Raw genomic sequence first — 12,254 nt, 5'->3', positions numbered from 1 at the left:
ACCCCGCCCACCCGACGGCCTACTTCTGGAGTGAGCACTGGGGCTCCTACGCCCAGCCCGGGCAGGACGTGGCGCACGCGAACAACGTGCTGGCCTTCATCGTCGAGGCATACGCGGCGGAGATGACGTGGAACTACAATGACATCCGCCGGTTCGTCGCGACGCTCAACACCGTCATCTGGCCCGCGCCCCGGAGGTACGCGGATTACGTGGATGGCTCGGGGGTGGGGGATGGCTGGTTCAACGATGGGCTGATGAAGCTGGGCCGCTACGACATCCCCCTCCAGCGCCGGTTGGAGGCGCATACCGTGGGGCGCAACAGCCAGTTCTTCGCCAACGGCGCGCTCAATGTGCGGCTGTTGTCCGAGCAGGCCGCGCAGTAGGCCGCGCGGTTCGGTACTGCGAGGGGTGACCTGGGCGATGGATTCCTGATTCCAACATCAGGGCTGTCCCGGGGGGCGGCTCCGGCGGGAGGGCCGGAAGGCTAACGTCCCCTGGGAACGCCAAGGTGCGTTCCCAGCGCCCAGAGGCATCCATCCCAGGGTGGAGCTCCTTTGTGAGGACCCGGGGGGGTCGGAAGACATGAGGATGATGCAAACGAGGGCCGTGCTCGTCCCTGACGCAGGGGTGTCGGCCCTGTCTGCGGACTACTTCCGCTCCGCGCACCACCTGCGGGCCGAGCAGGTGACGCATACGCTGGTCCTCGAGGATGGGCAGGGCCACGCGCTGCGGGTGCCGCTCATCGTGCGGCCCATTGAAGGGACGCCCTACCGCGACGCCATCTCCCCGTATGGCTTTCCCGGAGGCACGGTGGACGGCCTCCGCGAGGTGCCGAAGGAGGCGGTGGACTGGAGGGGGACGGAGCTCGTCAGCATCTTCGTGCGCGACCGTGTCTCGGCCCCCCGGTGCTTCGCGGGCGGGACGGAGCGCAACGAGGTGTTCTTCATCGACCCGCGCCTGCCCGTGCAGTTCCGGGAGATGCACCGCCGGCACATCCGGCGCAACACCCGGCTGGGCTTCGTGAGCACCGCGCGGGAGGCGCGCGAGGCGCCGCGCGAGGAGCGGGAGGGCTTCAAGGCGGCCTACCGGCAGACCATGGTCCGCGACGGGGCCAGCCTCCGGTACTTCTTCTCCGACGCCTACTTCGAGGAGCTGTTCGCTTCGCCCTGCGCCTGGCTGGTGACGACGCGCGCGCCGGAGGGGGGCGTGGCCTCCGCGGCGCTGGGGGTCCGCAGCGATGGCCTGCTGCACTACTACCTGGGCGGCACGGCGGATGCGCACCTGGCGCGCTCGCCCGCGAAGAATGTCTTCGAGGCGCTGGTGGAGCTCTGCACGCGGCTCGGGGTTCCGCTCCACCTGGGCGGAGGCCTGCGGCCGGGTGACAGCCTCGAGCAGTTCAAGCGGGGCTTCGCGAACGCCAGCGCCCGCCTCTACACCCACGAGCTGATCTGCCAACCGACGGTGTATGCCCATCTGTCGCAAGGCCGCACCGGCGGCGACTTCTTTCCGGCCTATCGCGCGCCACGGACTTGAGCGGCGGGCTTGAGACGCGAGGGCCGACCGTTGCGAAGGACATGACACCTGCCCGCGACCGCGGGGAGCATGGTGAGGGTGTCGGGCGCCACCTACCTTTCGACACGCTCCGAGCGCTTGCCGGTGAGATCGAGGAAAGGTGAACCCGGATGAGAAGCCTTGCTGCCGCCTCGGATGCAAGCCCCCCGCGCCTGGTGGAGTTGGACGCCCTCCGGGGGCTCGCGGCACTGGTGGTCGCGCTGTATCACTTCACGGCCGAGTACAGCGACCTCTACGGGCACTCCGCTCCCCTCTGGGGGGAGGCGCACTTCGGGAAGTATGGGGTCCAGCTCTTCTTCGCCATCAGCGGCTTCGTCATCCTGATGTCGCTGGAGCGCATGGGACGGGCCCGGGACTTCGTGACGAGCCGCGCGGCCCGGCTCTACCCGGCCTATTGGACGGCCGTCGCGCTCACCTTCACGGTGGTGTCGTTGTTCGGGCTGCCGGACCGCGAGTTCAGCTTCCAGACGGCCCTCATCAACCTGACCATGCTTCATGAGCTGCTTCGCGTCCCGCATGTGGACACCGTGTATTGGACGCTGACCATCGAGCTGTCTTTCTACCTGCTGATGTTCGTGCTCGCGTACGCGCGGGCGCTGCCCAGGGTCATCTCCATCTTCATCGTGCTCGTCGTGTTGCAGACCCTGGCGGAGCTGGCGGCCCAGGCGATGGGGATGCCCTTCGTCGCGCGCTTCGCGGGCCGGCCGCACCTGCAGTTCTTCGCGTTGGGCGTGCTGGCCTTCAAGCAGAGCCGCGGCGAGGTCTCCGCCGCCTCCGCGCTGGCGCTGGTGGGGGTCTGCTTCGCGCACGAGGTGCTCGTGGGGAGCATCGCCCCCCTCCCCGTGTTCGGGGTCGTGCTCGGCCTCTGCTACGCGCTCTCCCGGGGCGCGCTGCGCTGGCTCACGTGGCGGCCCCTGCTCTTCATGGGGTTCATTTCCTATCCGTTCTATCTGGTCCACCAGAACATCGGTTACGTCGTCATCCGGCGGCTCGAGGCCGCGGGGTGGCGCCCCGAGGCAGCCATCGCGGTCGCGTTCGCTGTCGGGTTCCTGCTGGCCACCCTCATCACCTACCGCGTCGAGCAGCCCGCGTTGCGCGGCTACCGCCAGTGGCGGCGGAGGGCCCGGACTCAAGCGGTGGTCATGCCACACGTTGCATGAGGGCCTTCGAAAGGATGCGCTCGAATGATGAATCACTCCGAAGCCTCGCGGGTCGTCAGGCCTCCGGGCCTGAAGCCATGCCGCGCCGTCCTCGTGCCTGACGAGGGAAGGTCAGCCCTGTCGGACGACTACTTCCGCTCCGCCCACCACCTGCGGGCCGAGGGCGCGACCCATACGCTGGTCATCGAGGACGGCGGAGGAAACGCGCTGCGGGTGCCGCTCATCGTACGGACCATTGAAGGGACGCCCTACCGCGACGCCATCTCCCCGTATGGCTTTCCCGGTGGGCGGATGGAGGGGTTGAGCGAGGTGCCGAAGGACGCCGTGGACTGGGCCGGCACCGGGCTCGTCAGCATCTTCGTGCGCGACCGCGTCGCCGGTCCCCGCTGCTTCGCGGGCGGGACGGAGCGCAACGAGGTGTTCTTCATCGACCCGAGCCTCCCCCTCGAATTCCAGGCGGAGGCCCGGCGGCAGATGCGGCGCAACACCCGGCTGGGCTTCGTGAGCACCTGCCGTCCGGTGCTCGAGGCCTCCCACGAGGAGCGGGAGGGCTTCAAGGAGGTCTACCGGCAGACCATGGTCCGCGACGGTGCGCTCTCCCGGTACTTCTTCTCCGACGCGTACTTCGAGCAGCTGTTCTCCTCCTCCGTCGCCTGGCTCGCGACGACCCGCGCCGCGGACGGCCACATCGCCTCCTCGGCGGTGGGCGTCCTGAGCGACGGCGTGATGCATCACTACCTGGGCGGTACGGCGGATGCGGACCTGGGGCGCTCGCCGGCCAAGAACACCGTCTTCGGGGCGCTGGTGGAGCTCACCTCGCGGCTCGGGCTGCCGCTCCACCTGGGGGGCGGCATCCGGCCGGGAGACGGGCTCGAACAGTTCAAGCGGAGCTTCGCGAACGCGGGCTCCCACCTCTGCACGCACGAGCTGATCTGCGAGCCCTCGGTGTACGAGCGACTCTCCGCGAGCAGCAACGACAGGGGATACTTCCCGGCCTATCGCGCGCCGCAGGCCTGAGACGCCAGCCCAATTACAAGCAGGCTCAATCCTTCAGCCCGGGGCCGCGCGGATGCGGCTGGCCGCCATGCCCATGCCGCTGGACTTCCGGGGCACGCTCACCCGGCGCTGAGCCGTGGTTGGCATGGCGGCCAGAGGGACGGGCGGGCGTTCGGGCAGGACGGCCGGTCCTCCAGCTCCGGCCCGGGTGCCCACCTTCTGCCTGACGCTCCCGTGTCGCGAGAGGCCGGTGTCGCGGGGGCGCCGCGCATCGCCTACCCTGCGCGGTGAGGGTGCCCCGTACCGAGGAGGACCGGATGATCGCCTGCGTGGATGTGGACTACCGGCCTGACGTCACCGTGGCCGGGTGTGTCCTCTTCCGTGACTGGCCCGACGCCAAGGAGGTCGCGCAGTGGGTGGACCGCGGCCCCATCGCGGCCCCCTACGAGCCCGGCCACTTCTACCGCCGCGAGCTGCCGCACCTGCTGCGCGTGCTCGCCGCGGTGCAGGAGCCACTGAAGGCCATCATCGTGGATGGGTATGTGTGGCTGGGGGAGGAGAAGCCGGGCCTGGGCGCCCACCTGTACGAGGCGCTCTGCCGCACGGTGCCCATCGTCGGCGTGGCCAAGACGCCCTATGTCAGCACCGGATCCGCGCAGCCCATCGTGCGCGGACAGAGCCTGCGGCCCCTGCTCATCACCGCCATCGGGATGGAGACCGCGAGCGCCGCGCAGCAGGTCCGGCGGATGCACGGCGCGTCGCGCATGCCGACCATGCTGACCCGGGTGGACCGGCTGTGCCGTGCGCCCTGACGAGCGCATTCCCCGGGACGACGCTCAGCGAGCCTCTGGCGCCTGCGCCGGGGCGTTGCTGGCCGCCTTGGTAGGCCCCTCTGTGGCGCCGAGCGCCAGGTAGATGTCGAACCACGCCCGATAGGCGCGCCAGACGGGGTCGCGCTGCACGATGAGGCTGCGCCGCGCCTCGCCCATGCGCTGGGGCACGTCGAAGGGCATCCGCGTGTTCCCCTCCGCGTGGAGCTGCGCCGCGAACCAGAGCACATCCAGCTGATTGGCATCGACGGGGGCGTGGGTGCGCTCCCTCAGCGCGTCGGCATGCTCCAGCGCCTTGCCCAGCCAGCGGGCCGCCTGGGTCGGGTCCTGGCGGTCCACGGCGTTCTCGGCCAGCCGCAGCTCCGCCAGCGTCGCCGCGCGGACGTCCTCGTCGCGGTCCGTCTCGTCGAACTGCTCCAGGAACAACGCGCGTCGCTGTTCGAGCGCGCGGGCCGCGGCGTCCAGGCGCCCGAGCCGGGTCTCCGCGTTGGCGCGCAGGCCCGCGGCGATGATGCGGTAGGCGCGTTGGACCTGCCGGGGTGTGGCCCGCGCCTGATTCAGCGTGGCCTGCACGGCGGGGAGCGCCAGGTCGCGCTCCACCTGGTCCAGGTCCGCCAACGCCTGCTGGGGCTGACCCGCGCCCAACGCGGCGGCGCAGCGGGACAGGCGCACCACCAGCCGGTTGCGCAGCCCTTCGTCGTCGCGGGGGCTGGCCTCCACGAGGGGCAGCTCGCGGCCGTAGAGCGCCAGGGCCCGCTCGAACCGGCCCGCCGCGAGGTTGTAGAGCGCCGCGCGATCCAGGGTCAGGGTGGCGAACCGGGCCAGCTTCGGCGTGGCATCCACCAGGGCCAGGGCCTGGTCCGCGGCCTTCGCGGACTCCGCGTCCCGGCCGACGTGCAGGAGCGCCCGGGCGCGGGCCAGCGACACCGCCACCCCCGCCGCGTTGTCCACATAGGGATACGCGTCCCGCTGGTCCAGGTAGCCCAGGGCGATGTGGAAGTTGCCCACCTGCGTGTGCAGCATCCCCAGCGCGCCGAGGACCATCGCCTTGTAGCGGATGTTGTTGCGCACCAGGTCCAGGGCCACCAGGTAGTGCCGGTTGGCGCGTTCGGCGGCGGCGGGGTCGTGGCCCCGCAGGAAGTCCTCGTGCTGGATGGCGCCATACAGGGCCCGCGCCGCGCGCTGGTTCTTGAGCTCCGGCCAGGCCGCGCGCAGCTCCTTCACGGCGGTGGCCACCGCCTGCGCGTGGGCGCCGTCCTCCAGCTTGGGCAACTGGCGCGCCAGGAGGTACGCCTTCACGAAGTGCGCGAGCGGCCGGCGCATCTTCGCGGACGTGGTGGTGACTTCCTGCTCCACCACCTCCGGGCTGACGCCGGCCCGCAGGCGCAGGCTCATGGACTCAACGGCGCTCTCCAGCGAGCCCGTCCGCCGTGTCACGAGGTCGAAGTCCGCCCGCGCCTCGTCCTGGCGCTGCCTTCCCAGGCGGCGGTAGGCGCGGCCCAGCAGCGTACGGCGGAAGAGCCGCTCGGCCCGGCGGGCCTCCTCGGTGCCGGCCGGAGCGTCCTCGACGTAGGCCGTCGCCAGGGCCTCCAGCACCCCGTCCGCGCCGAGGCCCACCGCGCGCTCGACGGCGTCCTGCACCAGCGCGCGTCGGCGGAGCGGGTCCTGCTGCTGATGGTAGAACGCCATCAGCGCATCCCGGACGGGGCGGGGCGGACGCTCCTCGTGCAACGCATTGACGTGGCGGCCCAGCTCCAGGGCGAACGCGAGCGCTGAACCGGCGGGCGCTGTTTCCAACGCCCGGGCCATCGCGGCGTCCGCCTCGGCGTAGGGGCGTCCCCGGTACAGCGCGCGGACGGAGGCGCGGGCGAAGTCGAGCTGGTCGTCGTCACGGAAGACCTTGTTCGTGGACAGCCGGCGGCCGGCGTCGAGCAGGGCCTCGCGGTCGTCGAGCGCCCGGTACAGCGTGTCCGCCCGCTCGAACCACGCCTCCAGCACCGCGCGCGGCGTGGTGTCCGTCAGCTGTGCCGCCTCCAGCTCCTGGCGCGCCTGCGTGAAGTCGCCCGCGGCCTGCGCCAGCTCACTGCGCACGACGTGCTGGAAGACGGCGGAGGGCGGGCTGGGCGCACCCGCGGGATCCAACGCGGCCATGCGCTGGCGTTCGGCTTCGCTCAGCTCGTCCACCATGCGGCCGCGCTCGCGCTCCTTCATGTCCCGCCGGTGGTCGATGAGGAGCCGCAGCGGCTCTGACAGGCCCCGGGTGGCGGGGTCCTCCACGGAGGACATGTGGCCTGCGTAGAAGGCCGCCGCGTCGAAGTCCTCGAACGCCAGGTGGAGCTGGCTCAGGCGCATCATCAGCAGCCGGCGGGGCTTGGGCCGGGCTTCGCGCAGCAGGCGCTGACGGTAGAGCAGGAGCTGATCCGCGCGCCGGCCCACCATCCCCAGCTCTTCATTGAGGCGGGGCACGTCCCAGTCGCTGGGGACCAGTCCGTCCAGCGGCAGTTGATACACATCCAGCGACTGGTCGCGCGAACAGGTCGCGATGAGCGTCGCGGCCGTCGGCGCGGGGTACTGACAGCTCCAGGCCCCGCTGGTGAGCTGATCCGGACTGGAGGCCGAGGCCCGCTCGGGCGCGTCGTCGCGCTCGGAAGCGAAGGGCACCCGGAACAGCACGCCCCTGTCGCTGGCATCAATCGCCCCGTCCGCGTTGGAGTCGGTGAAGAACTGCACCACGTAGAGCGAGCGCCCATCGCGCGCGAACACCGGCTGCCCGCTCTGGCCCGGAAGGTCGAGTGCCAGCGGGGTGGGGGCCGCGCCGGGACGGTCCAGCCGGACGGCCTCCAGGTGGGGCGCGGCGCGCGCGGCGAAGCCCGGGCCCACCTGCCGCACGGAGCGCTCGATGGGGACGTACACCAGCCAGCGCCCATCCGGAGAGAGGGTGGGGCTGGTCAGGTTGCGCTCGAGCAGCGGGCTCACGCTCCACTCGCGCTCCACCGCGACCCGCGACAGGCGCAGGTCTCCCTGGATGGTCGAGCGGCTCACCAGCGCGATGTGCGACGCGTCCATCCACTCCGCCTGCAGCGCGCTGGTCTCTTCCTCGAGGCAGCGGCGTTCCCTGGCCTCCGGCAGGTCCCTCACGCACAGCTGGCCGCTGGCCTGGGTGCGGAACGAGATGTAGAGCAGGTGTTTGCCATCCGGGCTCACGCGCGGCCACGTCACGTCCGCGCCTTCGTCGAAGAGGCGGCGCTCGCGACCCTGCTCCAGGTCCTGGGCGTAGATCTCCGTCGCGATGTTGCGGTTGGACACGAAGAGCAGCGTGTTCCCATCCGGCCCCAGCTGCCCCAGGAACTGATCCCCCACGCCCACGGTGAGCCGGGAGAGCGTGCGCAGGCCCCCCTCGCTGTCGTCCTCCTGGGCCACGGCCGCGCTGGCGATGAGCACGGCGAGGGCCACGCACCAGCGGCCACCCGGCGTCAGCACTTCTTCTCTCCCCAGGTGCCATCACCCGCTTCGACCCAGCCGCCGCAGACCACCCCTTCCGCGTGCGCCTGCTGCCAGTTCTGCCGCAGCGTCGCTTCCGGCACGCTTGGGCGGACCGTCCGCATCCACTGCCACAATTGCATCCGGCCGCGGTTCACCCGCTCCACCAGCGCGACGTCGTCGGAGGACAGACGCCCGGCCTGACACTGACGCCGGGTGACCACGAGCAGCCCATCCCGGCCCTCGCCCACGCAGTGGCGCCGCAGCAGGTCGTCCACGCGGTCCGCGGGCGTCTTGCCCAGGTTCTCGATGAGCGGCGCGGGCTGGATGCCCAGCTCCTCCAGTTGGTTGGGCGTGAGCGGCACCGGCGTGGGGCTCATGCCCGCGCGGGCCAGCCGCTGCTCCACGTCCTTGAATGAACCCGAGGCCTGCTCCTCGAGCGCCGTCGCGCGGTCGACCATGACGATCTCCGGTGCGCGGATGCAGCCGGGAGCGGCGAGGGCGGCAAGGAGCAGCAACCCGCGGTGTTTCATGGCAGGGCCTCGGGAGGAGTCATGGAAAGGAGCATCCGGTCGACGAGCGGGCCCAGGGGGATGCCCCGGATCTCATCGATGCTGATCAGCTGGGCCAGCCCGCCCATCGTGATGCGCAGGCTGCCGAAGCCGTGATTGAAGCTCACCCGCACGTGCTCCGGGTAGCCCAGGCCCAGGGCGTAGCGGACGCGGTTGGTGGCGGGATCCACGTGGCGTGGATCCTCCAGGTCGAGCAGGTCCAACAGGTGGCGGTTGCCAATGCGAAGGATCTCCGCGCGCCCGTTGACGCTGCGATCCCTGGCGGAGATGACCACGGCGGCATTGCCGTCGAAGGGCTCGCCCCGGGACGACTTCACGCCCGTGGCCCGCACGTGGGCCTCCAGCGTGGAGTGCTTGCCCTTCCAGTCCAGCAGGCACTGGCCGGTGATGCGCCCGCCCCGGACGCCCATCTCAAGCTGGCTCATGGAGACGACGTTCTGGGTGATGGACAGGTTGCCCGCCAGGGGCGCGATGGTGAGGCGCGGCGTGGTGATGCGGCCCACCGACACGAAGCTGTTGCTGGAGTAGAGGGGATGCTGGTCGGCGAAGCGAAGCATCGCGTAGGGGTTGACGTCGGTGTCGCTCAAGAGCTGCACCTGGCCCTCGCTGAACTCCACGTTCTCCGTCAGCGGCACGTCGCCGTCGAGCGTCTCCACCGCGACTCCTGATTCAGGCAGCCGCAGGTTCACGTTCTGGAAGACCAGGCGGGAGACGGTCCGGAAGATCACCAGGTCGGGGGAGGCCACCCGGAAGTCGACGGAGACCTTGCCGCTGCTCTCGATGCGGCCGGGCTGCGCGAGCTTGGACAGGTCCTGCTCCAGCGCCCCCCGGAAGGCCAGACGCCGCCGTCCGTCGCTCATGTCCAGCCGGCCCTGCACGTTGAGCCCGGTGCCGGTGCCGGGGTTGACCAGCTTCAGGTCGGGGACGTGGATGACGCCATGGGGTTTGTGGCGGATGGTGAAAGACGTCTCCAGGTCCTGGACGGGGTAGGGCAGCGCCGGATTCTGTTCGAGCGTGCGGACCTTGATTTGATGTCTGCCCTCCATCTCCGCCGCTTCCAGCTTGTCGGTGAAGGAGACGGTGGTGTCGCTCGACAGGCCGGCGAATGACAGTCGGCGGTCGCTCAGGTTCACGGAGAGCTTCTCCGCCGTCAGGTGGCTGTGGACGCGGCGGCGTGGCCCGTCGACGTGGGACTCGGCCTTCCAGTGTGCCTCGGGGAGGTTGATGGACAGCGCATCCTGTCTCCAGCGCAGCCCCCATGCGTCCACCACCGCGGTTCCCTCGAAGGCACCGGTGCGCAGCGGATCCGGCGTGAGGAGCGGAGTCCCATCCGCGGTGATGCCCGTGAGCACGCCGAACAGCGTGCCGTGGATTTCGCCCTTGAAGGCCACCCGCGAGGTCTCGACCTCCCTGGGCACCCCGGCCCGCGCGAGGAGGGGAGCGAGGGGACCCAAGGGCGGAAGGTCGCCCTTCAGGTCCACGCGAAGCGCCCGGGCCTTGCGATCAAAGGCCAGCGCGGCGTCGACCTCGACCTTCAGTCCTGCCTGACTGGTGAGCCCCAGCCGAAGCGACGGCTTGCGGCGATCCACGTCCAGCGTGAGGCGCTGATGCTGCGGGCCCGCGTCGCTGTCGCCAATGCGCAGCCCTTCGAGCTGGAGGTCCAGCTCGCCCTGGTGCCGCCAGACATCGCCGTGGGAGTCCAGCACGAGGGTGGCCTCGCGCGCCGTCACGTCGTCCCAGCCCGGCCGTTGCAAGCGCAGCTCCGTCCGGTGCTCCAACCGGGGGGACGCGGAGAAGAGCGCCGTCAGCCTGCCCTTGGAGGCCAGGGCCACCCCCAATCCCTTCCAGGGAACATGCGCGGCGACGGAGTCCGGGATGAAGGGCCGGGCGGCGACGAGGTCCGGGGTCTGGACGTCCAACGTATAGGCGACGTCGTCGGTCCCCTTGGTCGCATCCAGTGACGCGTGCAGCGTGCCCACGTCGAGTTCCAGAAGGGCGCGGGCGCGGCTGAGCCGGGGCTCCTCCCAGCGGGGATGCACCTCCGACGCGTGGAGCTTCACGTTCACGGGGCTCTTCACCAGCTCCTGCCCCTCCGCCGTGATGACCTGGAGCATCCCCACGGGCAGGTCTGCCTTCAGCGTGAAGGGAGGCTTGCCCGTGAGCGGAGCCTGGAGCTGCAATCCCAGACGCTCCGCTACCACCCGGAGCCCGGAGGTGCGGACGTCCAGGGCCTCCACCCGTCCCGACAGGGCCACGTCCCCCGCGACCTGGAGGGGGGATGCGAGGTCTGGCCGCAGCTGGTGACCCTTCAGCTCGCCGGAGGCCTTGGGGATGCGGAGCGCGGTGGGCCCCCGGACCTCCAGCCCGTGGAGCGCGAAGGCGAGCTGGGCGGTGAGCCCCTGCTGGGGATCCGGGGTCGCCGCCAGGGAGATGCGTCCTCCGCCGAGTGACAGCTGGGGCTTCTGGAGCGCCGCGACCTCCACCTCCAGCCCGAGCCGGCCCTGCGCCCCCAGTTGGGGCATGGCGCTGAGCGTGACGTCCAGGGCCTCCAGGTGCAGCTTGCCGCGCTCGAGGGTGAAGGGACGCAGGTCCTCCGGGAGCGCCTGCAACAGCCGTCCGAGATCCACGTCCGCCAGGGCCCTGATCAGGACGGGCGGGAGCTCCGCCGCATCCGGGAGCACCAGCCCTGCCTGCACCTCGGCGCTGTCCGTCAACCGGGTGCGGTCCAGGTCGACGGCGATGTGCTGCTTCTCACCCTCGAACTTCGCCGTCACCGCGCCGTGCAGCAGCGTGCGGACCGTGAAGCCGGGAGCGAAGGACTGCCGTGCGACATCGAGGTCCACCCGTGCGCGCGCGGCGGAGGCACCCAGCTCCGCCGAGAGGGCCAGCTCCAGCGCTGCCTGGGCCGCGGGCGTGGCAGGACCTTCACGGCCCAGCACGAGCGGCAGGGGGCTTCCAGGCGGGCCCAGCTCCGCGAAGAGCTTCCAGGCGCCGTCGTGGCGTTTCGCTTCAATCCGGGCCGCGAGTCCGCTCAGGGACCAGCGGTCAACCACGGCGCCGTTCCGGACGCGGACGTAGCCCAGCGACACGCCCGACAGTTCAATCGTCCCGAACGGCGGGGCGGAGGCCAGGAAGGCCGCGGCCTGCCGGGAGGCTCCGACGGGTGCTTCAAGAGGCTCAGGGGCTTCTTCCGGGCCCGTCACCGCATCCAGGGACGTGGGGCCCGCATCATCGGTCACCTGGGTGAAGGCCACGTCCCGCGCCACCACCCGTTCGACACGGGGTGTGCGGCTCAGCAGGGCACGGAGCGACCAGTGCGCCTCCAGCGTCCCGACGCGCAGCAGCTCCGGCGCGGCGTCTTCGAACGGCGACGGGGTCCGCACCACCAGCGCTTCCAGGTGCAACCCCGAGAGCACCGAGACGCGGGCGACCTGGTAGTCCAGCCGCAGGCCCGTCTCCGCTTCCACCCGGGAGACGATGCGCTGCTTCAGCCAGGGCTGGTCGAGCTGGTGCAGCACGACCACTCCAGCGCCCAGCAACAGCACCACGGTGGCGACGAGCACCAGGAGTGCGCCCACGAGGAGTCGCTTCAGTCGCCGACGAGGCCGTCCAACTCCGGGGGATTCCATGGTGTTCCGTCGAGG

At 71.0% G+C, this 12,254-nt stretch carries 7 protein-coding genes and 1 pseudogene; 5 read left to right on the top strand and 3 right to left on the bottom strand.

From position 1 onward, the window contains the following. The 5 genes and pseudogenes from D7X12_RS02590 to D7X12_RS02570 all read left to right on the top strand — a co-directional run. Window positions 1–383: pseudogene (locus D7X12_RS02590) on the top strand (hypothetical protein); the annotation flags it as partial. A gap of 205 nt (window positions 384–588) precedes the next feature. Next, window positions 589–1,533: a GNAT family N-acetyltransferase gene (locus tag D7X12_RS02585; protein WP_244224311.1), complete on the top strand. Its 945-nt coding sequence runs from the start codon at window positions 589–591 to the stop codon at window positions 1,531–1,533. Between the two features lie 149 nt (window positions 1,534–1,682). Continuing rightward, complete coding sequence (locus tag D7X12_RS02580; protein WP_120623668.1) at window positions 1,683–2,732, top strand: acyltransferase family protein; 1,050 nt, start codon at window positions 1,683–1,685, stop codon at window positions 2,730–2,732. 24 nt (window positions 2,733–2,756) lie between these two features. Continuing rightward, window positions 2,757–3,749: a GNAT family N-acetyltransferase gene (locus D7X12_RS02575; protein WP_244224310.1), complete on the top strand. Its 993-nt coding sequence runs from the start codon at window positions 2,757–2,759 to the stop codon at window positions 3,747–3,749. A 266-nt stretch (window positions 3,750–4,015) separates the two neighbouring features. Next, window positions 4,016–4,540, top strand: a complete 525-nt coding sequence (locus D7X12_RS02570) for an endonuclease V (protein WP_341868198.1) — start codon at window positions 4,016–4,018, stop codon at window positions 4,538–4,540. A 24-nt stretch (window positions 4,541–4,564) separates the two neighbouring features. On the opposite strand, the gene D7X12_RS02565 is transcribed toward D7X12_RS02570, so the two are convergent. The 3 genes from D7X12_RS02565 to D7X12_RS02555 are packed head-to-tail and all read right to left on the bottom strand — an operon-like array spanning window position 4,565 to window position 12,239. Then, entirely contained in the window at window positions 4,565–8,038 is a 3,474-nt protein-coding gene (locus D7X12_RS02565; protein ID WP_120623666.1) for a TolB-like translocation protein, read from the bottom strand. After that, window positions 8,032–8,571, bottom strand: coding sequence for a DUF1318 domain-containing protein (locus D7X12_RS02560; protein WP_120623665.1), 540 nt, complete (start codon window positions 8,569–8,571; stop codon window positions 8,032–8,034). The genes D7X12_RS02565 and D7X12_RS02560 overlap by 7 nt, the downstream gene beginning before the upstream one ends. Continuing rightward, complete coding sequence (locus tag D7X12_RS02555) at window positions 8,568–12,239, bottom strand: AsmA family protein (protein ID WP_120623664.1); 3,672 nt, start codon at window positions 12,237–12,239, stop codon at window positions 8,568–8,570. Before D7X12_RS02555 ends, D7X12_RS02560 begins: the two co-directional genes overlap by 4 nt. Window positions 12,240–12,254: the final 15 nt, after the last annotated feature.

It is taken from the genome of Corallococcus sicarius (assembly GCF_003611735.1).
Taxonomy (GTDB): domain Bacteria; phylum Myxococcota; class Myxococcia; order Myxococcales; family Myxococcaceae; genus Corallococcus; species Corallococcus sicarius.
The sequence above is the reverse complement of the archived record's forward strand: the minus strand, read 5'-3'. Positions and strand labels throughout refer to the sequence as shown.

What these genes read in the sequence shown, in the direction of transcription:
- D7X12_RS02560 (WP_120623665.1), bottom strand. Translation starts at nt 8,571, where the DNA reads ATGAAACACCGCGGGTTGCTGCTCCTTGCCGCCCTCGCCGCTCCCGGC.
- D7X12_RS02555 (WP_120623664.1), bottom strand. Translation starts at nt 12,239, where the DNA reads ATGGAATCCCCCGGAGTTGGACGGCCTCGTCGGCGACTGAAGCGACTC.
- D7X12_RS02585 (WP_244224311.1), top strand. Translation starts at nt 589, where the DNA reads ATGATGCAAACGAGGGCCGTGCTCGTCCCTGACGCAGGGGTGTCGGCC.
- D7X12_RS02575 (WP_244224310.1), top strand. Translation starts at nt 2,757, where the DNA reads ATGATGAATCACTCCGAAGCCTCGCGGGTCGTCAGGCCTCCGGGCCTG.
- D7X12_RS02580 (WP_120623668.1), top strand. Translation starts at nt 1,683, where the DNA reads ATGAGAAGCCTTGCTGCCGCCTCGGATGCAAGCCCCCCGCGCCTGGTG.